Annotated in this window: 18 protein-coding genes and 1 tRNA gene; 10 read left to right on the forward strand and 9 right to left on the reverse strand. The window is 51.0% G+C overall.

Annotated elements, in window-relative coordinates:
* Window positions 1-4 precede the first annotated feature (4 nt).
* The 8 genes from QOL81_RS18375 to QOL81_RS18410 form a co-directional block, all read right to left on the reverse strand.
* Window positions 5-1,306, reverse strand: coding sequence for a cytosine permease (locus QOL81_RS18375; RefSeq protein WP_049198549.1), 1,302 nt, complete (start codon window positions 1,304-1,306; stop codon window positions 5-7).
* 20 nt (window positions 1,307-1,326) lie between these two features.
* Complete coding sequence (locus tag QOL81_RS18380) at window positions 1,327-2,016, reverse strand: helix-turn-helix transcriptional regulator (RefSeq protein WP_033636032.1); 690 nt, start codon at window positions 2,014-2,016, stop codon at window positions 1,327-1,329.
* 27 nt (window positions 2,017-2,043) lie between these two features.
* Window positions 2,044-2,454, reverse strand: a complete 411-nt coding sequence (locus QOL81_RS18385) for a GNAT family N-acetyltransferase (protein ID WP_102985295.1) — start codon at window positions 2,452-2,454, stop codon at window positions 2,044-2,046.
* A gap of 427 nt (window positions 2,455-2,881) precedes the next feature.
* Window positions 2,882-3,796: an alpha/beta hydrolase gene (locus QOL81_RS18390; protein WP_283439979.1), complete on the reverse strand. Its 915-nt coding sequence runs from the start codon at window positions 3,794-3,796 to the stop codon at window positions 2,882-2,884.
* Window positions 3,797-4,439: 643 nt separating this feature from the next.
* Window positions 4,440-5,324, reverse strand: coding sequence for an ATP-grasp fold amidoligase family protein (locus QOL81_RS18395; RefSeq protein WP_060441025.1), 885 nt, complete (start codon window positions 5,322-5,324; stop codon window positions 4,440-4,442).
* 50 nt (window positions 5,325-5,374) lie between these two features.
* Complete coding sequence (locus tag QOL81_RS18400; RefSeq protein WP_060422606.1) at window positions 5,375-6,670, reverse strand: lysine N(6)-hydroxylase/L-ornithine N(5)-oxygenase family protein; 1,296 nt, start codon at window positions 6,668-6,670, stop codon at window positions 5,375-5,377.
* A 1,439-nt stretch (window positions 6,671-8,109) separates the two neighbouring features.
* A complete protein-coding gene (locus tag QOL81_RS18405) occupies window positions 8,110-8,712 on the reverse strand; it encodes a DUF2913 family protein (RefSeq protein WP_158524203.1) in 603 nt (200 codons plus the stop codon).
* Between the two features lie 345 nt (window positions 8,713-9,057).
* Window positions 9,058-9,882 (reverse strand): HpcH/HpaI aldolase/citrate lyase family protein, encoded by an 825-nt coding sequence (locus QOL81_RS18410; RefSeq protein WP_070913715.1) that lies wholly within the window; start codon window positions 9,880-9,882, stop codon window positions 9,058-9,060.
* Between the two features lie 219 nt (window positions 9,883-10,101).
* Here QOL81_RS18410 and QOL81_RS18415 point away from each other — a divergent pair, with 219 nt between their 5' ends.
* The 9 genes from QOL81_RS18415 to QOL81_RS18455 are packed head-to-tail and all read left to right on the forward strand — an operon-like array spanning window position 10,102 to window position 21,655.
* Window positions 10,102-11,958 (forward strand): IucA/IucC family protein, encoded by a 1,857-nt coding sequence (locus QOL81_RS18415; protein WP_425504614.1) that lies wholly within the window; start codon window positions 10,102-10,104, stop codon window positions 11,956-11,958.
* Between the two features lie 34 nt (window positions 11,959-11,992).
* Window positions 11,993-14,098, forward strand: a complete 2,106-nt coding sequence (locus QOL81_RS18420) for a TonB-dependent receptor (protein WP_060423105.1) — start codon at window positions 11,993-11,995, stop codon at window positions 14,096-14,098.
* Window positions 14,099-14,109: 11 nt separating this feature from the next.
* Complete coding sequence (locus QOL81_RS18425; protein ID WP_060422618.1) at window positions 14,110-15,510, forward strand: Y4yA family PLP-dependent enzyme; 1,401 nt, start codon at window positions 14,110-14,112, stop codon at window positions 15,508-15,510.
* A gap of 11 nt (window positions 15,511-15,521) precedes the next feature.
* Window positions 15,522-16,535 (forward strand): PLP-dependent cysteine synthase family protein, encoded by a 1,014-nt coding sequence (locus tag QOL81_RS18430; protein WP_060422622.1) that lies wholly within the window; start codon window positions 15,522-15,524, stop codon window positions 16,533-16,535.
* Complete coding sequence (locus QOL81_RS18435; protein ID WP_060441029.1) at window positions 16,535-17,692, forward strand: NAD/NADP-dependent octopine/nopaline dehydrogenase family protein; 1,158 nt, start codon at window positions 16,535-16,537, stop codon at window positions 17,690-17,692. Before QOL81_RS18430 ends, QOL81_RS18435 begins: the two co-directional genes overlap by 1 nt.
* Window positions 17,693-17,694: 2 nt before the next feature.
* Window positions 17,695-18,921, forward strand: coding sequence for an MFS transporter (locus QOL81_RS18440; protein WP_060422630.1), 1,227 nt, complete (start codon window positions 17,695-17,697; stop codon window positions 18,919-18,921).
* Complete coding sequence (locus tag QOL81_RS18445) at window positions 18,918-20,078, forward strand: ABC transporter substrate-binding protein (RefSeq protein ID WP_060422633.1); 1,161 nt, start codon at window positions 18,918-18,920, stop codon at window positions 20,076-20,078. The genes QOL81_RS18440 and QOL81_RS18445 overlap by 4 nt, the downstream gene beginning before the upstream one ends.
* Complete coding sequence (locus tag QOL81_RS18450; protein ID WP_060441031.1) at window positions 20,047-21,231, forward strand: aminotransferase class V-fold PLP-dependent enzyme; 1,185 nt, start codon at window positions 20,047-20,049, stop codon at window positions 21,229-21,231. The genes QOL81_RS18445 and QOL81_RS18450 overlap by 32 nt, the downstream gene beginning before the upstream one ends.
* A gap of 7 nt (window positions 21,232-21,238) precedes the next feature.
* On the forward strand, window positions 21,239-21,655 hold the full coding sequence (locus tag QOL81_RS18455) for a ParB N-terminal domain-containing protein (protein ID WP_075335028.1): 417 nt from the start codon (window positions 21,239-21,241) through the stop codon (window positions 21,653-21,655).
* 617 nt (window positions 21,656-22,272) lie between these two features.
* On the opposite strand, the gene QOL81_RS18460 is transcribed toward QOL81_RS18455, so the two are convergent.
* Window positions 22,273-22,348: transfer RNA gene (locus QOL81_RS18460), tRNA-Phe, on the reverse strand.
* 703 nt (window positions 22,349-23,051) lie between these two features.
* Here QOL81_RS18460 and speF point away from each other — a divergent pair.
* Complete coding sequence (gene speF, locus QOL81_RS18465) at window positions 23,052-25,217, forward strand: ornithine decarboxylase SpeF (RefSeq protein ID WP_048234788.1); 2,166 nt, start codon at window positions 23,052-23,054, stop codon at window positions 25,215-25,217.
* Window positions 25,218-25,249: the final 32 nt, after the last annotated feature.

Consider the following 25,249-nt stretch of genomic DNA (forward strand, 5'->3'; position numbering starts at 1 on the left):
AAAATCAGAGCGACTTCTGTGAGGCCAGCGGTTTTTGCGCCCGGCTGAAGGCCAGTTTGAGCACCCAATACAGCAGGCTGGCGGCCACCAGAGAGTTGATGGTCGGTACGCCCCATTCGGTCGCCAGACCAACGGCGCCACCGGCGATGCTGGCGACGATCGCCGCCCAGCCGATGGTTGGCGTCTCGTTTGGCAGCTGGCCCGTGCGGCGGCTCTCGTCCAGGATTTTGCGGTGGCTGCGCAGCAGATAATAGTCCACCAGCATGATGCCGATAATCGGCGGGAAGACTACGCCAAGCACCGTCAGGAAGTCGACAAAGCGGTCCAGAATGCCCAGCACCGACAGCGTGGTGCCCAGAATCCCGATCACCAGAGTGGTGTAGGTGTACTTCAGCTTTTTGCCGGTGATGCCTTCCACCGCGTTGACGATGCCCAGCGAAGAGGAATACAGGTTGAGATCGTTGACGCGCAGGGTGGAGAACACCACGACCAGCAAACCGGCGCCGCCGGCTGCTTGCGACATGATGGTGACCACATCGGCGGTGCCCAGGGTTTTGGCGATCAGGATCGCCAGACCGTTCACCACGAACTCGCCGGCGATGATGGTGAAGATCGTGACGCCGAGCACGTGCTTGCCGTTTTTGGAGTAACGGGTCAGGTCGGGCGTCATCAGGCTGGCCACGATGGCACCGCCGACGACGATGGTGATGCCGGCGCTGATGGTCAGCGGTTCACCCGGCGGCGCCAGCTGGATGATCTCCTGCAGGTTATGCCCGGTCAGTGCGGTCACCGATATATAGGCCACCAGCATGATGAACATCGGCACCGCGATACGGGCGGCGATGCGCAGCGCTTTGAAGCCGAATGCCACCAGGATGGTCAGCAGCGTGCCCGAGAGCCCGGCGGCCAGGCCGAAGCCCAGCTTATTGCCGAGCGCGAAGTCGAGCGACTTGGCGAAAATGGCGTTCTGAATGCCGAACCAACCCAACAGGCTGACGGCCACCACCACGCCGATCAGCACCGACCCCAGACGGCCGAAGCCGCACCAGCGCGCCAGCAGGCTGCCGGAAATCCCTTCGCGCATGCCCGCCAGCCCCAGGCCGTAGGTCACCACGCCGAAGATCAGGCTGCCGACGAAAATGGCGGTGAAGGCGTCAAGCAGCGTCATGGAGTTGCCGAGCACGGCGCCGAGCATGAACTGGTCCAGCGCGGTCAACATGCCCATATGCACGATGGCCACGCTTAAAAACGAAACTCTTTTATCCTGCGGCACCCGGGTGAGCGGATAATCTTCGATCTTTATCACGGTGAGATCTTCCTTGCGGTTCAAATAAACTGAATGCCTTTGGTTATCAGGCGATCGGGAATGTAGTTATCCAGGTTGGCGTATTTGCAGTACTCCTCAAATTGCTGCTGAGTATGCACGTTGGCCTTCTGGTAAATGTTATAAATGCGGTTTTCGATGGTCTTATTGCTGACGTTATAGATTTTGGCGATCTCTTTCACCGTAAATCGCTGAAGCATAAGAAAAATGACATCGAGTTCGGCACGGGTGAACAGCTCGTTATTGACTTCGGTGGTCAACACGCTGGGCTTTTGCTGATTGATGTATTTCAGCGGCGACAGGCTGTTCATCGGCTTGGCGTTCCAGATCACGCCAATCACCTGTTTGTCATCGTTGTACACCGGCAGCTTTTCGCTGATAAACGGCGTCAGGCTGTCTTTGCCGTACCAGTAGTGCGTTTCTATGACCGTGACCCGATCGCGCGCCGCTTCGGTCATCTTGTCATGCTCGATAAAGTCGGCGGCGGAGTCGGCCCAGTCGGCGGGGAATTCGTGGTCATATTTGCCGGCGACGTCGAAATTCAGCGGCGTATTGGTATAGAGATAAGCGGCGCGATTCATATAAAGGTGGCGGGACAGCTGGTCTTTGATGCCCCAGGGCTCGCTCAGGTGCTCCATCATGGTGATGAGGCCCTTAAAATAAGATTCATTATTTTTATGCGATGAACCCATACCTACCTCTGCGCCGCTCAGGCCGCGTTACAGGCTTTTAGCCAGGTAATGGCGGGTGTGGCGATGCGCGTAGTCGCCCAGCTCGCCGTAGACCCGGTAGCCCAGTTTTTCGTAGAAGCCCCGGGCCTGGAAATCGAAGGTATCGACATAGGCCATATGGCAACCGCGCTTGCGGGCTTCTTCTTCGGCCAGTTGCATCAATCGGCGGCCGTAACCACTCTTGCGACACCGATCGCCGACCCACAGATACTGCACTTCCAGGCCGCCCCACCAGGTACGTGCGACCAGGCCGCCGACGATCTGCTGGTTGTCGTCGGTGACGGTCAGGAACAGTGGGTGAATGTCTACGGGCTGGGTTTTATGGTTGTGAGCCCAGAGGCTGTCGATAACGAACTCTTCATCCTGCGGGTTGGGTTTGTCGGTGATATTAATATTCATTTTTAATATAATTCCCTGATTTAATTATTCAAAACTGAACTAGGCACTTTCGCCCTAACCGCTTCTAATATCACTTCCGTTAATGTATTTCAAGGGTGGTTTTCACCCTTTTCCGCCGGGGGAGGGGGCGCTTATAGTAGGCGTCGCAGGGAGAAGAAAATAGTGAAACAGGCGGTATTAAAACGCTGAAATGCCCTGCTTACACCATCTTTTCCTACTTGCGCCTCACCAGGGCCCCACCGGGAAAACTGCAGTACTGTATGGCTCCACCGGATAGAGCAAGCTCAATTGCCGACGGGGGAGCCACTTTGTTTTTTGACGCGCCCAGCCGCGCCCGCCATTCGCTGTCTCAGATATTAAACACTCTTCTCATCAGAAGATATGCGCCGCAGATGAAAATGTGGCCGATACCTTCTGATCCGCTGATTTAGTTCTCTGTTATGACGCTGCTCAGCGCCGGCTCGATGGCGGCATCCAGCATGGCGCCGTGTCCTAAGGCCGGCCACTCCCGATAGCCGACGGCGAGACCGTCGAGCTGCGCCAGGTGTTCGGCCAATAAACGCGTTGCGTCCGCCGGCAGAGCGGGGCTCTTCACGCCGGGCGGGGCCGCACGATCGCGTTCCGCCAGGCCAACCCACAGTTGCAGCTTCGCCACCGGCGTCGGGCGTCGCGCCATCATCTGCTGCGCTTCTTGCAGGATCATGCCGTTGCCCCACCACAGCGAGGGTTCCACGGCGATGTAGCGTTGGAAGGCGGTGGGATGGGTGAACAATGTGTGCAGCACGAAGAGCCCGCCATAGGAGTGACCCCACAGCGTTTGCCGCTGCGGATCGACCGCCAGTTTGGCGGCGATCGCCGGTTTGATCCGAGTTTCAATCAATTGCAGGAACGCATCCGCGCCCCCGCCGCCCCGCGGCGGTTGCTTCAGGCCCGCCGGCAGAGGGAGCGTATAGTCGTAGGCGCGGCCGGCGGCATCGATGCGCAGATCGTTGTCATAGCCGATCATCACCAGCACCGGTGGCCGCTTCGCCGCCGCCAATTTGGCCAGCAAGGCGGGATTCAATCCCATCAGCACTGCATTGCCGTCGAGGAAATAAACCGTTGGATAGCCGTCAGGCGCAGGGGCCTGGCGCGGCTGGGCGATGCGAACGCGGTAATGCCGTTGGCCGTCGGCGGAGGTGAAGCGCAGATCGCTGAAACGGTAATCTGCAGAATCGCTATCGGCAACGGTAGTGCCGATCTTGCGTTCCAGGTCGGGCCTGGCCAGCACGGAGCCCGGCAGCCAAAGGCCGATGGCGAGCGCCAGAAGCGCGGAGATAAAACGCCGGTTGGACAAGAACATGCGGATCAACATCCTTGTAAAAAGCCGATAGTAGCATCCGTTCGGGGCCGGCAAAACCTACCTTTAGGGCCGGCAAAACCTACCTTTAGGGCGGGCATTCCGACGGCGAAGTGCGGCCGCAGCCCACAGAGGGCCGCCAGTTGCTTTGCCGGGTTAATAGCAACCCCTTGTTATTATTGATAAGTCAGGAATAACAAGGATTACAATTAATTAGAAATGGTTATGATTTTTGTGGGTGAGCAAACGGCGAAGAAGGGTGAAAACACACGGTTATCAACGTTGTTTAGCAAAAAAAGCCCTATAAAATAGGGCAAAGACACACAACAACACCAGGGAAACTTTCCGGTATCTTATATTATAGCTTCCTATACATATAGAACATTTTATTATAAATATGTAAGTGATTCTTATTAATCGCTCAATACCATTGTTTTTCAAATGGTTATGTAACCTGGTTGAGGTATTGCCCTTGGGGCTGGTGCGGATAGCCAAGGGCGGGAGGCGGAGATGTTGCCGTCACGGCGGAAGAACAGGCGAGAGCCTCGGCCCGATAACCCTCAAGGCAATACCGACCGGCAGCAAACGTGCCGGCCGGTATTTCTGCTCAGGCGTGGTCGATCTTCACCGTGGGGCCAGGTGAAAATCAGTGCTGTTGCAACGTCAACATCTCGCCGAGCAAAACATCGGTTGGCGGCAGGATATCCGTATCCAGCCCGGCGGAGGGGGTAAAGGTCAATTCGCCGAAAATGATCTGGCCTTTGGAGATGTAGAAATCAACGCGAACAAACTCGAAGGGCGCGGACAAGCGTGAAGCATACTCAAACAGCTCATCGTAGCCTTCTGGCTTCACGAAGGCGTCTATTTCTTCCTGGCTCAAGGCCAGGCAGTCATCGCTGTAGCACAGAAACTTGAAATCTTTGTCAAAGAAGTAATACTTCGGCGACCCGGTATCTCTGCCGACACACAGCAACGTGCAGTAAGGCACACCGCGGAAACAATAGATTTTATAGTCTTCAGGCCCGTGACCATTGGCCGATTCGATATATTTCTCCCCAATGATCTTTTTTTGTATCCCTTTGTAGTTGAGCTCTACATAGGTTTTCCAATAATCGTCTTTCATCCAGCCATCGATCAATTTTTTGGCGCTCTTGATATTCAGCAATTTTTTATTCTGGCAAATCAGGTTATATCCGGAACCGTGATTCCCTTTGATCACAAACTTATCCGGTAATGCGTCCCACGGAATATCGTTCACTGAATCACAGGCAAAGTACAATTCATTAAGGATCTCTTCGCACCCTTGATCTTTGATGTACTGTCTTACCGCATATTTATCTGCACACTGCTTCACCAACGCATTGTGGCTATAGCCATTCAACTTCAGGTGATTGATCTTTTCATTCCAGGTGGATGGCGCCTGCAAGTTCAACGGTTTGCCAAATGCTTTTTTGTAGAGCAATCTGGCCTTGAATTCGGGGGCCAATACGGCCAGCTGCTTCGTAATAAATTTAATGACTTGTCTTTTCATATACGTAATTCCATCAAAGCGTAGTGACAATGATTAAGACGTTCTTGTATTTAAAACGCGTGTGGTACGCTTTCACTGCGCCATTGAATGGCCGTCGGCGTGGTTCCCAGATCAAATGGCTTGCGGTCTAACGCCCGATTAAGAATCCGGGCCGATCGCCACGCCATCAGGCTCAACTGCGGATCGGCGATGCCGTGATTGTGCATACTGGCGTTCATGGCGAATAAGCAGTTCTCCGCCGGGCCTTCCCACTCAAAGGTAAAGTCTGGGGCGATGCGGTATTCGCCATCCGCAGTGGTCAGCAGGCGGTGGGCCAAAGGTTCAAGGAACTCTGGCGTGGCCGTCTGATAACCGGTGGCGAAGATCACCACGTCCGCCTTGAAGGCTTCCTCACCGTGATCGAGATGATGACGCGTTTCGAGTTGGTAGGCGTTATCCAGCGTGTGTTTCACGGCCGTCAGCGAACGGCTGGGCAGCAGGCGCACCCATAATTTCTCGCGCAGGACATCGAAGCGGTGGTACATGGCGCGATAAATCGCCAGCAGCGACTCACTGGTGATGCCGTCGGAGGTCATCTTCTGTTCGGCCAGCATATGCCGTTTGGCCGCGCTATCCAGCGAGTAAAAGCTCTCGACGTAATCGGGCGTGAAGTATTCGTTGGCAAAGGCCGCTTCATCAAGCGCGTTGTAATTGTTGCGGCGCGATATCCAGTCGAGCTGGTCCGGCTGGCCCCATTCCCCTTTAAAAATATTCAGGAACAGATCGGCGCCGCTCTGGCCGCCGCCGACGATCGCCACGCGTTTGCCGGTCAAATCGGGGTTGCGCAGCATCATTTCGCTGGCGTGGAAACAGCGATCGCTTTGCGCCGTCACGCAATCCGGCAGCTTTATTTTCTTGCCTATACCAATGCTGACGTGTTTGGCGTGGAAGACCTTATTCGAGGTGGTCACCACGAACTGGCGCTGCCGATCGTCGAACTCGATCTGCTGAACGTCTTGGTTAAACGCCAACGAGTCCATCCCGCCGGCGGCCCAGGTGAGGTAGTCGGCGAACTCTTCACGCGATGCGGTGCGCTGTTCCGTCGTCAGAAAACGATAGAACTTTCTGTTTTTTACCAAGTAGTTGAGGAAACTGTAGCGATTGGTGGGCGCAACTGCGCTCACCAGGTCTTTTAAAAAGTTGGTCTGCATGCTGCAATCCGCCAGGATCATCCCTGGGTGCCAGGAGAAATGAGGTTTGCGCTCCAGGAATTGCCCAGTAAACCCCTCTATTTCACTTCCTAAGGCCGCCAGGCTAAGATTCGACGGGCCAAGGCCAATGCCGATGATATCCAAACGCTGATTCATTAATAAGCTCCAGTATAATGAGAATAATACCCAGAAATACGGCTGCAGATAGGGTGGCTTATAGCAACCAGGCTGCCTTTTTCTTATAAGTAAGCTTCACGAATTAAATTTAATTAAAATGTGTACGGGCCAGAAATACCGAATTTTTAAATGCCCGTTTAGAATTAGGTAGCGCATCAGGTAAAGGCTACGGGCGTATTTCTTTCCATGAAAATCCCTATGAAAGCTTGCATGTGGTTTTAATGATTATTCCTACGTAAAAATCCGATATCCCTGAGTCTCGACGCCATGAAAACGATCGCCTGAAGCGGCTACCCATCGTATGGGTTCTCATCTGATTTTCTGGTGTATGCGCCAGCCTGCGTTCGTTTTTCATTTCCGGGATCGGGTGTTCGTTGCTTAGAATAACCCTAAAATAGGCGCTGAGAAGGTGAAATAACGTGATATTAGAATCAGGGGGTATTTTGAAAAAATGAAATTAAAAGTGAAATTATGAAATCAGTTTATTATACTTCTTTTTTTACATTTTAATTCAATGGGTTGAATGCTTGTTCATAGCTGCTTGTTGAGTGAATGAGCAGGGGGGGGGCCTGAGGAAGAGGTTCCCTTACTTCGTCGTTCTCATCCTGAATCAATAGAATTCGCCCCCTGTGAGCGTTAAGTGATAGGACAAGAAGTGTTCATGCCATATACAAAATGTGTTGCGCGTTTAGTGAACATCGACTCAATGCCAATGGGCTCTCAAAGAGGAGCGGCTACCCCGCGTAAGGCGATTGCGCTGATATAAAGGCCTGACTTGCTACTATGCCATCAATGGCAAGAAGGATGGGAAGATGCTGATGTTTCGGCTATGTACCGAACTAAGAGTGGGTCTAATAGAGCGATTATGAGGTTCTTAATCGATAGCCTAATTATCTTAGATGAGATAACTTCTCCTTAGGCGAGGCGAAAAAATTTTTTCTGGGTGTTAACAAACGACTCTATGTGCTGAAACTTGCAAAGTTAGATGATGGCAACCTTGTCATGTATAACGGCAGGATGCCAGAGAGGCTTTGTTCCGCGCCTAAAAAATAGGGTACGCATCCCATAATGTATCCACTATGGGATGGGGTTGATGGAACATAATTGAAGATTGCAAGGGCCTCTTAATGGGCCTCTTCTTGTTATGTCTCTTTGGTAATAAAAGCTTACTTGTCTATGGAGTATAGACCACTTCGCAAGGTGGGTTGCCTGTATTCTCCCGGCAAGAAAAAAGCATTCCTTCGGTAATCTGTTTGTTATCCTGCGTGATCCTCCCGTAGTAATAGACTTTTTTCCACATTATCTCGAGCGGCTGCTGCATCATTGGCGGCAAGGCGGCTAATTTTCTTTACACTGGCGCTGGCCACTGTGGCACGACTCAGCCAAGCGTGCAGGGCTGCGTGATTGGATATAAGTGCTTATTGGGGAAACAGCACGACCCGATGGAAGAGCTCGCCTCTCTCAATCAGCTTTGCAGAAATAGCTGATTGGGCCATTAGCGCCAAGAGTGATTCAACATCTCCAATGATGCGTAACTCTAAAGTATTGGTTAACTCACCATTATCGGAGAACGCTGCTCTTAACGTATTTTCTTCCGTGTAAAACTCATTGGGTGCAGAAGATGCAGAAAAGCGTTCATCTTTCCAGATGTGGCTGTCCATGATGAAGTTTTTCCAACCTTGCTCTCTCAGTTTCTCGGTAACATAGGTGAGTCGAAATAAGTCCGATTGGGTGATGAGGGGGTCAGTGCAGGATCGCCACAGGTATTGCAGTTTTTCACGCAGCTTGCTGGCGGGGCCTTTTCTCCGTCCCTGCTCAAGCAGGAGTGCAATATCAATGGCAACACATTTTGGAAACCGCTTTTGTTTTTGAGCCGTAGCCAACCAACGAACCAAAAACAGATGTTCAGTCAACGGCGTACTGGCAACGCCTTCCTGGCGAGCAATACCCAGCCCAACAAGAGCACAAAAGGCCAGATGGCTCAGTGCTGATAGTGTAATTTCGGGGGGATTGCTTTGCATAGCAGTCTGCATCTTCGTCCCTATGATTTCAGTCCCTCTGACATCCTTGCCAGCGTAATAGTGTTACCCGATGCTATCATGAATTCATAAGAAAATCTTACCAAAATGAGCGTTGTGACAACATGCCTGGTTTGTGCGAAATGCAGCGCCTCTATCGCAGACTCGGGCTCCTTACTGGAAGGCTACTCTTTGCTTGTCGGACACTCTCTCCGGGGCAAATGCTTTGGCCTGACGTTAAATGATATCGAACGGTTAAATATATATAGAGAGAGTTTATCTATAACCACTCAAATAATAATTATGATTAATATTATTTGAGTGGGTTGCTAATATGTCCATTCTGATTTATTTATTGTCCATTAAACGGGCCGCCTGTTTTATTAAAGGTAAATCTACCATCGAACCTCCGATCTGGAATGCATAACTCTCTCTGGACTGTTTTAACACTTCTTCAGCCCATTTAATTTGTTCCTCAGTAGGGCTAAATGCTTTGGCAACCACATCGACTTGATCCGGATGAATACATAATTTCGCACTGAATCCAAGAGATCGGGCATGGCAGCAATCCGTTAACAACGTTTCGGGCGTAAAAAATTCGGGGGTGACGCAATCAATAGGGGGCGGTAGGTTGGCAAGCCGTGAAGCCACCACGATACGACTTCTCGCATAGAGAAGTGCCTCAGGTGTTTGCAGACAATTAATATCGTGCGAATAATCTAAAGAGCCGAACGCTAATCTGACCACACCGCTACAGGCTATACTCTCACAGTGATACAATCCTCGCGCCGTTTCTATGATGCCGATAAAGGGTAGCCTTGATATTCCGGCATTAAGCCTCGACTTCAAATGGTTTATCGTTTCACTGCATTCCAGTTTTGGCACCATCACACCCGTAATCAATGGCTTATTTAATGAATTGAGTAAACTGATGTCGTCATCAAATTCCTTGTCGTTTGGATGATTTATCCGGATATATATTCCGGTTTTAACGCTGCTCTTATTAATTTTATGTAGCCAACTCAGAACGTTATCACGCCCAAGGGGCTTTTCGTTCGGATGAACAGCATCTTCAAGATCAATAATGATCGCATCGGTACCACTGGCCAACGCCTTCGAAAACATTACCTCTTTATTAGCAGGGATAAACAAATAGCTAATCTCTATACTCATACCTTGTCCGCCTAAGTGATTGATATAAATTGATTCTCTCATCATGGATTACAGTTATGAGAATGATATTGATTATCATTTACATGAATTTATTTTGATGGTAGCGTAGTGACTGAAAGTTTTCAAGGAACCTGAGAGAGCAATGAAATATCACGTTGATCTTAAGGTTCTCAATTTACGCCTAATCGTTTCAACCCTCTTACTTTGGGAGAAAATATGATGGAGCTGGCAGAGGAGAATGGCTTTGCGAGACAGGCACTTTCAACACAACCTGATTTTTCGGCTCGTAACGCACTCTCTCGAATAATTCGTTGTCTTTTTTCGGAAAAACTACTTGATGAAAAGAAACTTGAGATTTTCGATGATAAAAGTAGGGTTAATTACCGCCTCTCTGATGGAGAATATACCCTTCGGCTAAATCTAACGGCGGTTTTTCCGGCGAATAGTGTTATTAATCGTGGTGATATTATCCTCGAGGCAGCCGACGGGAGCAAAACACCGATTCTGTCACATGAACAACTGATCGACGTCCTGAAAAATGAATTTAGTTTCAGCCCTTCGGCTGAGGGTATAGCTAAATTCAATAAAGATGTTGCTAACAGTATCCATAATGACCGGCTGGCCAGAGCGCATCGGTCAAAATGGCGGAATAGCATTACTAAAGACATGGAGAAAGAGGGGGAGTCTTATTTTGTTAAATGGATAAGACGCCATCACAGTTTGAGAGAGGGGGCGACTCTCCTGGACCAGTGGGGATCTCTGGAAGGCCACCCTTATTATCCTACCTGGAAGTCCCGGCCTGGATTAAACGATGAAGACATCGAGGCCCTGTCCGCCGAATTTGGAGCCCGAGTCATTCTTCGCATGGGAGCCATACAGGCCGACATGGTTTATTGCGAGAAGATGCCTCATGTTCAGGATACCCATCAATGGCTGTCATCGGCCTTTCCTGGCGTCTGGAGTGAATGGTGCGCCTGGCTCGAAAGTCAACATCACAACCCTCAAGAATGGCTGCCCATTCCCCTTCACCCCTGGCATCTTGAACATTGGGTCTTGGGTCATTTCGCCAAAGAAATAGATGAAGGCATTCTTTTGCCATTTGGTCCCGAAATTGAAACCGCACCCTCAATGTCGTTCAGAACTATGCTTCCGACGGCCCCGGCATTGCCTTTTATAAAATTGCCCGTTGCCATATGGATGACCAGTGAGATGCGTAGCCTCCAGGCTAAATCCATTCACATGGGGCCGCGTATTAGTACGATTATTGAGGATATCCTGGATGTGGAGCAGGGTTTTGACGGCAAACTGGACTTTTTCCGGGAAGATGCCGCATGGCACTTCCGTCATAAAGATCGTATGGATGACGCTGAGGGTAAGTTTCTCTCCGTCGTGTTTCGTAGTACGGATGCGTGGAAAAGAAACGATAATTCATTGGCTATCACGGTTGCATCGCTATTTACCGCCCTCCCGCATAAATCCGATCCCCTTATCAGTGAGCTGATTGCCTTGTCAGGATACACGCCTGAGACATGGTTTCGTCATTACACCCGGATCATACTGAAACCGGTCTTGGCTATGTATTTGATTTATGGCGTGGCGCTTGAAGCACACCAACAAAATACGCAGGTTTTATTTGATGATTCCGGCCGCGCTGTGGCCATGCTTATCCGTGACTTCGGCGATGGCCGCAGCTGGGCCCCGGCACTCCGTAAGCAAGGTTACGAACTCAAGCCTTATATCTGGCCTGGCATTTTACCCACGGTGTTTGAAGATGATATTGAACCCGTCAGAACCTTCGTCGTGGATGCTTGCCTTGTCAGTCATTTACATGAAATCGCCCTTTGCCTGACTCACTTCTATTGCATCCAAGATAACCGTATGTGGAAAGTTATTGGCGAAGAACTTGACCGTGTATTTAAAGAACTTCACCCAAGGCTAGATGACAGCTTCTGGCATCAGGAACGCGAGCATTTTATGAACCATCCCTGGTATACCCGCTCATTAATGAGCATGCATTTACAACAATATACTGATTATCGACTTCAGCACGGCCTTAATAATCCTTTAGCTGATTGATACGCCGGTAACTCTGGGACTCGAGATAATGGTTATGAATCGTAGAAAGAAGTTTCTGGTTTTGGCTGTTGTAGAAATTTTAATTCCTTATATTGCGAACGCGGAAGATACCGTTGTCGTTACCGCCGACAGTGCTGTTACACAAACTGAAGATGAACTATCCAAACAAGCCAACATTGGCTTATTAGGAAGTAAAGTCATTCATGATACGCCATTCAGTATCAAGGGATATACCTCGCGATACATTGAAGACAGGCAGGCTAAATCTCTCGGCGATGTTATAAAAAATGATTCATCCGTGCGGGTTACCTCTCCTTCAGGCGGGATCCTGGATTCTTTCATGATCCGTGGATTCCCTATTGGTGAAGGCAATACCGGTGAAGTGGCACTCAATGGTGTCTATGGTGTGGCACCAAATTATCAATTATTGCCGCAATATCTCGAACGAATAGAGTTACTGAAGGGGCCGGGCGCGGGGCTCTATGGGATGTCCCCGAATGGAGGGGTTGGCGGTGTCATCAACGCAGTGACTAAAAGGGCTACAGCTCAGGATATTAAACGACTCACCACCACCTGGGAGTCCAACAACCAACTCGGTGCATACGTCGATGTCGGTAAATTGTGGGTTACCCCGGACGGTGAGGTGTGGGGAATCCGTTTTAACGGTGGCGGTAGTGGTGGCGATTTGGCACTCGACAATGCCTATAAAAATACGGCATTAGGCGCGCTTGCTCTCGATTATGGGAACGGAGGGGTGAGGGCTTCCCTTGACCTGCTTGATCAATATCAGCGAGTCAAATCCCCAAATCGCCCCTTCACTGTCGCTGCAGGCATTGATGTTCCGGATGCTCCTGATGGTAAGACAAACATCGCACAAAAGGGGATGTGGTGGAAAATCCGGGATCAGGGGGCATTGCTACACACAGAATACGATATTAATGACAACGTGACCGTTTTTGCGAATGCAGGCGGTGGGCGCTCGATGGTTTCACGCATATCAGAGCAAACCCCTAATATTATTAACGACAAAGGGGATGTCGTCTCGACGATTACTAATTTCCGCTTTAAGGTGAATCGTTATACTTTAGAAGCTGGCGCAAGAAGTTATTTTTCAACCGGTTCCATTGATCATCAGGCGACGCTGCAGGTCAGTTATTACCATGATCGCCTCGCAATCGCCAGCACTTGGGGGCAAACGGTAGATTCCAATATTTATTCCCCGTCAGACGTTGATGTCACCCTGCCTTCTGCGCCAGCCAGAGTATCAAAAACCTCCTCCAGCCAGTTAAGTGGTCTCGCGCTTGCAGACACAATGACCGTACTGGATGGACGTGTTGACATCACGCCAGGCGTGCGTCTCCAAAGGGTTCGTGCCGATAACTTCGCCGCTAATGGCGATCGTTCATCCACCTATGATGACTCTGCCGTCACTCCGATGCTTGGCCTGGTTTACCGTCCCTGGAAACCCGTTTCGCTGTATGCCAACTACATTGAGGGGCTCAGCAAAGGTGATGTTGCCCCTGGTACGGCACAAAACGCAGGTCAGGTGATGCGTCCATACCGATCGCGTCAATACGAAGTGGGCATTAAATACGATGAGGCGGGAATCCAAAACAGTCTTGCTCTTTTCCAGATCACGAAGCCGAGTGGTGCAATCGACAGTAACAATACATTCAATTCCAATAGCGAGCAGCGGAACCGAGGAATTGAACTGAATATCTCCCATAAACCTCTTGATAATTTGCGAATGTCAGGAAGCCTTTCCCTGATTGATGCTGAGCTCACCAAATCTCCCTCCACCGGCGTTCGTGGTAACAAACCCGTTGGCGTCTCCCCGGTACAAGCAAACGCGGGTGTGGAATATGACCTCCCTGTCCTACGGGGATTGTCCCTGAACAGTCATGTTAATTACAGCGGGAAGCAGTACGTCAATCAGGCGAATACGCAGTCTATCCGTTCTTGGACAACGGTAGATATGGGGGCTGCCTATAAAACGCGTGTGTACGGTACACCGGCAACTTTCCGCTTTGATGTTCAGAACGTGTTAGATCGCCATTATTGGGCTGGCGTGGCGTCATACAGCACCATTGCGCAGGGAGCGCCACGCACCTTCCTTGCATCGGTAACCATTGATTTCTGAGAGGATTTAATATGGCTTCGCTGTTAAATACCTATTGCCGGGAAACCACTTCATGGCGGGTAAGCCCTGCCAGAGAATTACCCCCCTATGTGGATCCTGTTATTGCCCGATGGTTAGAGACGTCCCCTGATACTCTTGTTCGCTTATCAGAAATTTACGGTTCTCCGCTCAATATTGTTTGGCCGCATACCGTGGAGAATAATTTCAATGCGATGGCTGCTATTACGGCGGGATTTGGTATTGAAGCGAAATTTTATTATGGCGTTAAAGTCAATAAATCACAGTCGTTATTACAGGCTGCCGTCGCTGCCGGAACAGGGGCTGATGTATCCAGCCTGCATGAGCTCAACGATGCTATCCGCGCTGGATGCAGAGGCACCGATTTGTGTGCCACCGGTCCTGCAAAAACAATACGTTTTTTGCAGGAGTTAATTCTGCAGGGGGCGCGGATTGTCGTGGATTCAGTCGAGGAAATGGACGATCTCATGGAAGTAGCTAAATGCTGGAAAAGCCCGACAGGCCGAATCAGTATACTACTGCGCCTTCGCCCCGCGTTCAGCCATACCAGCCGTTTTGGTATGTCATCCAGTGAAGTGAGTGCCGTGCTTCAGAAACTCGAGACCTGTAATCCATTAAAAATCGATGGCTTCCATTTCCATCTTAGTGGCTACTCGCCCGTATCCAGGGTTAACGCTTTTTTTGACACATTACCGTTGATTGCCTGCGCCCGTAGTCTTGGCCATTCCCCATGCATTATCGATATCGGGGGAGGGTTGCCCGTTCAGTATGTAGAGGGGAATTGCTATAAGGCATGGCTATCCTCACAGACGCAGGAAAATTATCGTACTCGACGGGTCCCGGATGCTTTCTATCCCTATGGTGGTGATATAAACGCTGAGCACTGGCTCACTCAGTTTCTTGGCGGCGCGGGCCCTGTGGGTAAAAGAGTCTGCGATGCATTAATCGATGAAGGATTAACGCTGTGTGTCGAGCCCGGAAGAAGTCTGGCCAACCAGAGCGCCATAAGTGTTTTTCGTGTATGTCGAGTCCGGCCTCACGGTGATTCCGGATACGTTATTTTTGTCGAGGGAAGTAGCTTCAGTGCATGCGAAACGTGGTTTAACTCTGAATTCTTAAGCGATCCGCTTCATATTCGTCAGAATTCTCATGAGCCATCTCCTGCTGCGAAAGCATGGATTGCGGGTCATAGTTGCCTTGACGAGGACGTTATAACTAACCGTCTGATTGCATTCAAGCACCTGCCTGAACCGGGCGACTTGCTGATATTTGCTAATACCGCTGGTTACCAAATGGATTTACTGGAAAACCAGTTCCACCGGCACCCGCTCCCCACAAGACTGACCGCTGTCATGAGCTCGCGCCAAAACCTCATTTTTACCGTTGACAATTAAGGAGTTGTAAAATGATCTTCAGAAAAGTAACTGATTTGATTGGCAATACTCCCGTCATTCAATTACCGCTGGCGCAATCTGACTCTCGTCTTTATATCAAAGTGGAGAAGAACAATCCTGGCGGGAGCATGAAAGATCGCATGGCCAGAAATATGATTGTTGCGGCGCTGAAATCAGGGCGGATCCAACCAGGTGGGACGATTGTTGAATCATCATCAGGAAATACGGGGATCGGCCTGGCCATTGCGGCTATCGAATTTGGGCTTAAATTTATTGCAGTGGTGGACCATCATGCCGCTCAGGATAAAATTACCATCATGCGAGCTCTGGGAGCAGATATTCGTTACGTTAAGGGTAATTATGGTGAAAATGAAGTCGCGGTTGTGGAACGACAGCGTATGGCGGCTGAAATTGCAGGTGAAATACCCGGCGCAGTTTTCATGAACCAATCAGATAATGCGGCCAATGCCGGTGGATATGCAGACCTGGTGCGTGAAATTATCTGCCAGATTGGCAAAGTCGACGCGTGGATTGGATGTGTTGGCACTGGCGGTTCGATGACAGGGATAGCGCATGGCCTCAAGGTTCATAATCCGGATACAGTTACGATCGCGGTAGAGCCAGAAGGCTCTATCGTATTTGGCAAGCCAGGAAAACCCTATTATCAATCAGGGACCGGCACACCGGAAGGAGACACCGTCGGATTAGTTCTGGATTACAGCTGCATTGATTATGGTGAACAGGTTTCCGACGTCTGCGCTTTTGAAACTGCACGCTATCTTGCGCGCCGTTTCGGGCTGCTTGTTGGCGGTTCTACCGGTGGTGCAATATATAAAGCGTTGGAATTTATCAATAATGGAACGATTCGGGGGAATGTGGCTCTCGTTATTGCAGATGGCGGTGAAAAATATCTAAATACGATCTTCAATGAGGAGTGGCTCAAAGAACGGGATCTTCTCTCCGAGCAAGTCTGGGAGAAACTTGATGGCTGGTTTGCACTCTCTTCTGTTCAGGAGGGAGAATAATGTTCTCAGGCGAGAAGTTAAGGGTAACAATATGTGGGGCCGGCCGTACGGGCCACCTTGCTGCCATTTTATTCAGTCAAAATCCCGCAGTTGCAGTAACTCTTTACACTAGCCGGCCAGAAACTGTCACCGCATATCAAGGCAGTGGCGCTCAGTTGCATGCGATCATGCCTGACGCAAATGTCATAAAAGCCTCTGCCGTCAGGATGACGGCGTCAGTCGATGAAGCCTGCGCCGCTGCAGATCTCATTATCATTACTGCCCCAAGCCATGTACGCGAAAGCGTGCTTCAAAGCATCGCGCCAGCGCTGCCCCGGCATAAGCAGGTCTTCGTCGGAGCCATTCCCGGTTTTGGCGGATTTGACTGGCTGGCAGAAAAAGCATTTGGAGGGTTATCGAATATTGTTATATGGGGCATGAAAGATGTCCCCCATATTGCGTTTGATCTTGTACCCGGAAAAAGTGTCAGGATAGGGGGGGAGAAATCACAGTTGTACGTGGCTGTTCATCGCCGGGAAACACCTGAGAATACCGATATTCTGCTTGATTATCTGAGGCAGCTTTATGAGGCTCCCGTCACTCTGCTGTCTAATTATCTGGAGATTACCCTTACACCAGGAAATCCAATCATGCACAGTTCCGTCATTTATGGCCTCATCGGCCCATGGGGGCAGTGGCACGGGCATGCTTTCAATCATATTCCGTGTTGGTGGAGTGATTGCCCTGAACTCGGTGCTTATTTCCTTGCTCGCTGTGATGAGGAAAATCAGGCCTTATGTAAAGCTGCCGAACTTTCACTGGGTATCGATCTCAGCTCTGTGCAGCCATTGCAGCAGGAAATAGTCGAGGCATACGGTGACTCAATTTCTGACCCCAGAACACTCCTCAGTATTTTACGAACGAATAAGGCCTATGAGGGGATCCCGCTGCCTCTGATCCGCGAAGGGCGATCCGACACTTTTATTTTTGACAAAAACCATCGGGTCTTTCGGGAAGATATTGGCTGCGGTTTAAGCCTGCTGGTTTTAATCGGCCAGAGGCTCAAGGTGCCAACACCATATATAGAAGAAATCTATTACTGGTGTTGCGAGTATATGGGAGGGAAGATTGCCCGCTCCCCGATCCCCGCCGATTGGCCAACGATAAGGAGGGAATGAGGATGCGCGTAACGGGCAGTGTGACTTTTATTGTCCAGTTTCTGTTTATCGTGCAACTACTTTCGATGGGAGCGATGGAAATGAGCGGCCCTTTTTGGCCGCTTCATATCGAAAGCATGACGTCCACAGAACTATTGAGCATCGCTGGCACAGGGGTGTATATAGCACCGATGCTTGGCGTTATGCTAACCAGCACATTCTGGGGGCGGGTAGGCGACAAAACGGGCAATAAAGTCATGATGATCCGCGCACTGATGGGCCTGGCATTAACGCAACTTGGGCTTGCTTTCGCCAATGACGTCTGGCTGGTGCTTATTTTACGTTTTTTACAGGGTACCTGTGCGGGTTATATTGCGCCGGCGCAGGCCTATGGTATTGCAATGGTGCCAGCGGCACAGCGTACGAGACTTTTTGCCTGGTTGCAGGTGTCGACCAACGCAGGCTCTTTGGCAGGGGCGATTATCGGGGGAGCCATTCTCGATCTACTGAGTTTCTTCTGGATAAACGTCAGCGCATTCATTATTTGTACGCTATGTGCACTGATTGTTCTTTTCATATTACCTGCTGATGCTCCTCATGGAGTCTCGTCTACTTCAGCTGTTCATTCAAAAGATAAGAAAAGGACTCCAACTGGAATCAACAATGGCGTCATTGTTGGCTTACTGACGGTTCTTGGCTTGTTATTAATGAGCCGCATGATTACGCAAACGCCTTTTTCTCTTTATGTCAGCACGGTGTTCAATGCCCCTAATTGGCTAACAGGATTAGCTTATGGATTACAGGCTACGGGAGTGATTGTATCAGCGTCTCTCTGGGCAAGATGGTTTGAAGCGCACGATATAGCCAGCACGCTCTACCGAATGGTGGGGATCATCATGGGATGTATCCTGGTAACACTGCTGCTGGCTACAGTAAGGGAAACCAGCTGGTTTATCGGGCTTTATTTTTTATGGGGAATTCTCCTTGGCGCAACCACGCCTGTGCTTACCGCATTAATTTCGCGCACAACAGCCGAAGGTATGCAAGGGTATATATTGGGGGTGGTCCAGAGCATCAGCCAGTTCGCCTCCATCATAGGTATTGCTTTGGGGGGCGTAGTCCTTCTCTGGCCGGGGTTGTCAGCGTTGTTTCTTTGCGTTGTGGTCATGTATTCCATGACTTTAATGATTACGTTAAAAATCAGCCGTTCTTCAAGGGAATTCAACAAGAAAATAGGTTATGAAAAATGATATTACGACTTGTGCTCTTTATTGTATTGTTAACCTCATCAGTTGCTCATGCTGAACAGACGGTGACGCCTGTAACCGATCTCCTTGGCCGAACCGTTAACATCAAATTACCGGTACAGCGTGTCATCCTTGGGGAAGGGCGCCAACTGTATCTGGTCGCAATGCTTGATAAAGAAAATCCTGCCAAGAGGATAGTGGCCTGGCGGAAAGATTTAATACAGTCAGATCCGGCAACATGGCAGCAGTACCGGCAACAGTTTCCACAACTGGAGAAAATCCCGACATTTGGAGGCAGCGAGCAAGGGACCTTCGATATCGAACAGGCTATTAATTTGAAACCTGACGTCATCATCATGAATATGGATGCGCGAAATGCCATTGTTGACTCAGGGTATGAAGCCGCACTTGCCAGTGCGGGTATCCCAATTGTCTATGTGGATTTTCGGTATGACCCTATTGCACATATTCCTCCTACAGTGAAACTATTTGGCGAGTTATTTGGTCAATCGGAACGCTCTGAAGCCTATTTAAAGTTTCGCGATAGTGAGTTACAACGCGTCATATCCAGGACTTTAAAATTACAGAAGCCATTGCCAAAGGTATTTTTAGAACGTCTTGGAGGTTATTCAGAAGAATGCTGTATGACCTTTGGAAAGGGGAGTTTTGGGCGTTTTGTTAAATTAGCCGGAGGAGACAATATCGCAGCCAATCTTGCTCCCGGTTCATTTTTTACGCTAAATCCTGAAAAGGTGATAGCTGCAAATCCTGATGTCGTCATACTCACCAGCGGGAATTTTCAGGCCTTCGTTCCTGGCGGAAGGTGGATCCCTCTCGGACCGGGCGTCAATATCGAGGAGTCCAGGCGTAAGCTGGCATGGTTCACCACCCGTCCAGCTTATGCAGATAGCACTGCCCGCCGTAATAGCGCATTTTTCGCCATCTGGCATCAGTTCTACAACAGCCCGTATGACGTTATTGCCATCCAGCAACTCGCCAGATGGATACATCCACAATTATTCGCGGACCTGGCCCCTGATGACACATTCCGTCGTATGCATCAGGAATTTCTTCCCGTTCCGTATCAATCCGGGTATATGGTAAGCCTGAAAAAAGAGGAGAATAACCATGACGTTAAGTCTGGCACAACTCCGCGCTGACACGCCAGGGACTGAGCATGTTATTCATTTTAACAATGCAGGAGCAAGCTTAATGCCTGTCCCGGTTATACAGGCTGTGCATGAACACTATTTAAAAGAAATTACCCTCGGTGGGTATGAAGCCGCAGAGAGTGAGCGCCAATGGCTTAGTGATATATATGGTTATCTGGCGAAAATGATCCAGGCAAAGCCTGCAGATATCGCGCTTGTGGAAAATGCTACCCGGGCCTGGGACATCGCATTCTACTCTCTTCCCTTGCGCCCTGGAGATATCATCCTGACTTCGACCACTGAATATGCAGGTAATTATATACCTTACCTGCAACGACAAAAACGTGATGGCATTCAGATCAACATTCTGGAAGCGGATGAGGAGGGGGCTGTTTGTCTGAAGCAATTACAACATGCCCTTGGCAACCCTCGGGTCAGATTAATCAGCCTCCCAATACTGGGAACTCATGGGGGACCAATACAGCCGGTAGAAAAAATGGGCGCCCTTGCTCGTGATGCTGGCGTGTGGTTTTTCCTTGATGCTTGCCAGGGTATTGGACATTTACAACTTGATGTCCAAAAAATTGGGTGCCACGTGTTAACAGCCTCAGGGCGTAAATACCTGCGAGCTCCACGCGGTACGGGTTTTTTATGGATGGACAGCACCCTGAGTTCGAATATTGAACCGGTGTGGCTTGATCACCATGCTGCAAGACTTATAGATGAGCAGAGTTATCATATTAGCGAGGGAGCCCGACGATTCGAATGCTGGGAGGCAAATATCGCTGACAGGCTTGGCCTGGGGGCTGCCGCGAAATATGCGCTTTCGTTAGGGCAGGATAAAGTAACGCAAAGAATTTTTAAGTTGGCTAAGCAACTTCGCTTAGGCCTGAAATGTATAACGCACGTTCAGTTACAGGATAAAGGAGATAATCTATCAGGAATAGTTACATTTACAGTTAAAAATAAAACAGCTGAATCTGTTAAGGAATACCTATCGGCTCAACCACGTCGAATTAATGTCTCATGTTCTCGATTTAGTTCGACATTCATTGACATGCGAAATCGTGGGCTGGAGTCAGTCGTTCGTGCATCCGTTCATGCGTATAACAGTGAAGATGAGATAGATATCTTACTTAATGCCCTTGAAAATTTCAGGTGAGGTGAACATGCAGTATGAGGTAATATTACACCCAGTTGCCTTGATCCGTCCCTCTGAAGAGGTCAATATGGAACATGTTATAGCATTAACAGAGGATATAGCGCGTTGCCAAAAATGGATAACACCCGTTCCCATTGAAAAGCACACGGGGATCATTATGGATGGCAACCATCGATATCGTGTGGCCAATAATCTTGGGCTAATGTACCTTCCTTGTATATTGCTTGATTATACTGATGTACGCGTGAGAGTACACGACTGGAATAATGGTGAGCCCTTCTGCCCGTTAAAAATCAGAGACCACATAGTAAACCAGGGAAAAATTTTTCCGTATAAAACCACTCGTCATTTATTTTCACCGGTTCTTCCAGCCGTTGATTTTCAGCTCAAACAGTTATTCGGTATACGTTCATTAACTATATAGTTCTTCTCGGCTCTGGTCGCGATCAATGCCGGAGTCCGTTTTGTAGGAATAGTTCTGCACGAGAGCATTGCAGCGGATGCTTTTAGACACTCAGCCATTGAGCCAATCCTCGAGCTTAGGACGTTGCTGATGTCCCGCTATGTATGTACTGCGCCTCAGCGCGGCCGCAGATCGACCACGCGCTGCACTTTGCCTTCTTCCGAGCGAGGCCCTTGGCCGCATCATCGAACGCAGTTCGATGGGGAGCCCTGGCTCCGAAAAGCAAAAACCCAGCCATAGGCTGGGTTCTCTGAATAGGGCGACCGGACTCGGACAACCGGCGCTAGCGCCGCGTTGAACAGCGCTTTAGCGCTGGCCCGTAGGGTGAGGACTTTGGGCCGAATAATCGAACGTAGTTCGATGGAGAGTCCGTATCTCAGTAAGCAAAAACCCAGCCATAGGTGGGTTCTTCTAAATAGGGCGACCGGACTCGGACAACCGGCGCTGGCGCCGGGTTGAACAGCGCTTCAGCGCTGGCCCGCAGGGTGAGGCCTTTGGCCGAATAATCGAACGCAGTTCGATGGAGAGTCCGTATCCCAGAAAGCGAAAAACCCGCCATAGGCGGGTTCTTCTGAATATGGTGCCCGGACTCGGAATCGAACCAAGGACACGGGGATTTTCAATCCCCTGCTCTACCGACTGAGCTATCCGGGCAACGGGGCGCATTAAACCGTATTGGCCGGGTGGCGTCAATCGCTTTCTGTCACAAAGCCGATCGGTTGCTCTATTTTCAGGCAGCGAACCTGGCGGAGTGGGGAATGGGAGGGTATCGTCATTCAATAAATATGCATATAAAACGTGTATTTATACCGTCGTTAATATGGGTTTTTATGATTTTTTAGTTAAATAACAATGCATTATTTTAAAATCAATGCGCGTTAAACCAAGGCGATTCTTGCTTGAACCCCGCAACGAATCATGCAATCATTGCGCAAATTTTAGCACTCTCCGTTCCCTGACGGTGTTCCCGCTTCTTATAAGCCAGAGGGTTATTGGCATGACTGGTTTTGTTGCTCAAGCGCTGCTGCGCACCAGACATCTGACGCCGCCACCGTTCCGCCGTTGTCTCCTTCGCACGTCATCCGCCCGAATACGCCTGCCGGCCATGCGGTAAGGCCGCCGATGCTCGCTGTTAGGCATGCGTAAAGCCAGCGCTGCGGCCCTGATTTTACTGATGCCTGTCGGACGCTGCCAAGACCAGTTCCCCCGATAGCCGCCTGATGATCCCCGATCATGAGCCGGTCACGCACGCCGCTTATGCTGCCGTGCCCGGGTATCGCTTTACCGGGATAACCGCGTTATCTCATTACCGTGCCGGTGGCACACCCTCATCCTTCACCGTTTGAGAGTCAGCATGATGAAAGAATTGAAAATCGCGACCAGCGCCAGCCTGGTCGCCACCATTGAGACGCTGCGCCAAATCGTGCGCGTAGAGCAGACGGACTACACCGACGTGGCGGCGGTGGTGGTGTCGGTCGCCGACGTGAACGCCGGCATTCTGGCGCGCTTGCAGGCGACGGGGTTCGACATTCCAACCTTCGTGGCGGTGGAAGGGGATGAGCATCTCTCGCCGGACTATCTGCCGTTCGTCAGTGGGGTTTTCGCGCTGCTGGCCGGTGCCAGCAAGCCGTTCTACATGGCGCAACTGGAGGCTGCCGCCGACGCCTACGAGCAGGCGCTGCTGCCGCCGTTCTTCAAAACGCTGAAGACCTACGTCGAGATGGAAAATTCGACCTTCGCCTGTCCGGGGCATCAGGGCGGCGAGTTCTTCCGCAAGCACCCGGCCGGCCGGCAGTTCTTCGATTTCTACGGTGAGACCCTGTTCCGTTCCGATATGTGCAACGCCGACGTCAAGCTGGGCGATCTGCTGATCCACGAAGGGTCGGCCAAGGATGCGCAAAAGCACGCGGCGCGGGTGTTCAACGCCGATAAAACCTACTTTGTGCTCAACGGCACCTCGGCGGCCAACAAGGTGGTGACCAACGCGCTGCTGACCCGTGGCGATCTGGTGCTGTTCGATCGCAACAACCACAAATCCAACCACCACGGGGCGCTGATCCAGGCCGGCGCCACGCCGGTCTATCTGGAAACCGCCCGCAACCCGTTCGGCTTTATCGGCGGCATCGATGCGCACTGCTTCGACGAACGCTACCTGCGCGAGCAGATCCGCGAGGTGGCGCCTGAGAAGGCCGCGGCGGCAAGGCCGTTCAGGTTGGCGATCATTCAGCTCGGCACCTACGACGGCACGATTTACAACGCGCGTCAGGTGATCGACACCATCGGTCACCTGTGCGACTACATCCTGTTCGACTCCGCCTGGGTGGGCTACGAAGGCTTTATCCCGATGCTGAAAGAGTGCTCGCCGCTGCTGCTGGAGCTGGACGAACACGATCCGGGCATTTTCGTCACCCAGTCGGTGCATAAACAGCAGGCGGGGTTCTCGCAGACCTCGCAGATCCACAAGAAAGACGACCATATCAAAGGGCAAAAGCGCCACTGCAACCACAAGCACCTGAACAACGCGTTCATGCTGCATGCGTCGACCAGCCCGTTCTATCCGCTGTTCGCCGCGCTGGACGTCAACGCCAAGATGCACGCCGGCCCCGCCGGGCGCCGCATGTGGATGGACTGCGTCAAGCTGGGCATCGAGACCCGCAAACAGCTGCTCAAGCGCTGCTCGCAGCTGAAGCCGTTTATTCCGCAGCAGGTGGCGGGCAAAGACTGGCAGGATCACGATACTGACCTTATCGCCAACGACGCGCGCTTCTTCACCTTCGTGCCGGGGGAAACGTGGCACGGCTTCGAAGGCTATGCCCAGGATCAGTATTTGGTGGATCCGTGCAAGCTGCTGCTGACCACGCCGGGCATCGACGCCGCGACGGGCCAATACACCGAGTTCGGCGTGCCGGCCACCATTCTGGCCAACTTCCTGCGCGAGAACGGCATCGTGCCGGAGAAGTGCGATCTCAACTCGATCCTGTTCCTGCTGACCCCGGCGGAAAACCCGGCCAAGATGGAGCACCTGGTGGAGATGCTGGCGCAGTTCGAGCGCTATGTTGCAGAGGACGCGCCGCTGAGCGTGGTGCTGCCAACGGTGTACCGCAAGAACGAGCAGCGCTACCGCGGCTACAGCATTCGCCGGCTGTGCCAGGAGATGCACGATCTGTACGTCAGCTTCGACGTCAAACAGCTGCAAAAGGAGATGTTCCGGCAGGATCACTTCCCGCCGGTGGTGATGAACCCGCAGGACGCCAACGTGGAGTTTATCCGCGATAACGTCGAGCTGGTGCCGATCGGCCAGGCGGAAGGGCGCATCGCGGCGGAAGGGGCCTTGCCGTACCCGCCGGGCGTGCTGTGCGTGGTGCCGGGCGAAGTGTGGGGCGGCGCGGTGCAGCGCTACTTCCTGGCGCTGGAAGAGGGCATCAACCGCCTGCCGGGCTTCTCGCCGGAGTTGCAGGGGGTCTACATCGAGAAAAAAGATCACGGCTGGAAGCGCATCTTCGGCTATATGATCAAGCCATAGAAAAAGGGCCGGTTCGCACCGGCCCTTCTCAT

It is taken from the genome of Serratia sp. CC22-02 (genome assembly GCF_900182895.1).
In the GTDB taxonomy this organism is placed as follows: Bacteria; Pseudomonadota; Gammaproteobacteria; order Enterobacterales; family Enterobacteriaceae; genus Serratia; species Serratia nevei.

Coding starts and splice junctions, on each gene's coding strand:
- QOL81_RS18430 (WP_060422622.1), top strand. CDS start 15,522: ATGATCTTCAGAAAAGTAACTGATTTGATTGGCAATACTCCCGTCATT.
- QOL81_RS18395 (WP_060441025.1), bottom strand. CDS start 5,324: ATGAAAAGACAAGTCATTAAATTTATTACGAAGCAGCTGGCCGTATTG.
- QOL81_RS18390 (WP_283439979.1), bottom strand. CDS start 3,796: ATGTTCTTGTCCAACCGGCGTTTTATCTCCGCGCTTCTGGCGCTCGCC.
- QOL81_RS18440 (WP_060422630.1), top strand. CDS start 17,695: ATGCGCGTAACGGGCAGTGTGACTTTTATTGTCCAGTTTCTGTTTATC.
- QOL81_RS18445 (WP_060422633.1), top strand. CDS start 18,918: ATGATATTACGACTTGTGCTCTTTATTGTATTGTTAACCTCATCAGTT.
- QOL81_RS18400 (WP_060422606.1), bottom strand. CDS start 6,670: ATGAATCAGCGTTTGGATATCATCGGCATTGGCCTTGGCCCGTCGAAT.
- QOL81_RS18415 (WP_425504614.1), top strand. CDS start 10,102: ATGGAGCTGGCAGAGGAGAATGGCTTTGCGAGACAGGCACTTTCAACA.
- QOL81_RS18455 (WP_075335028.1), top strand. CDS start 21,239: ATGCAGTATGAGGTAATATTACACCCAGTTGCCTTGATCCGTCCCTCT.
- QOL81_RS18410 (WP_070913715.1), bottom strand. CDS start 9,882: ATGAGTATAGAGATTAGCTATTTGTTTATCCCTGCTAATAAAGAGGTA.
- QOL81_RS18405 (WP_158524203.1), bottom strand. CDS start 8,712: ATGCAAAGCAATCCCCCCGAAATTACACTATCAGCACTGAGCCATCTG.
- QOL81_RS18435 (WP_060441029.1), top strand. CDS start 16,535: ATGTTCTCAGGCGAGAAGTTAAGGGTAACAATATGTGGGGCCGGCCGT.
- QOL81_RS18380 (WP_033636032.1), bottom strand. CDS start 2,016: ATGGGTTCATCGCATAAAAATAATGAATCTTATTTTAAGGGCCTCATC.
- QOL81_RS18450 (WP_060441031.1), top strand. CDS start 20,047: ATGACGTTAAGTCTGGCACAACTCCGCGCTGACACGCCAGGGACTGAG.
- QOL81_RS18420 (WP_060423105.1), top strand. CDS start 11,993: ATGAATCGTAGAAAGAAGTTTCTGGTTTTGGCTGTTGTAGAAATTTTA.
- QOL81_RS18425 (WP_060422618.1), top strand. CDS start 14,110: ATGGCTTCGCTGTTAAATACCTATTGCCGGGAAACCACTTCATGGCGG.
- QOL81_RS18385 (WP_102985295.1), bottom strand. CDS start 2,454: ATGAATATTAATATCACCGACAAACCCAACCCGCAGGATGAAGAGTTC.
- speF (WP_048234788.1), top strand. CDS start 23,052: ATGAAAGAATTGAAAATCGCGACCAGCGCCAGCCTGGTCGCCACCATT.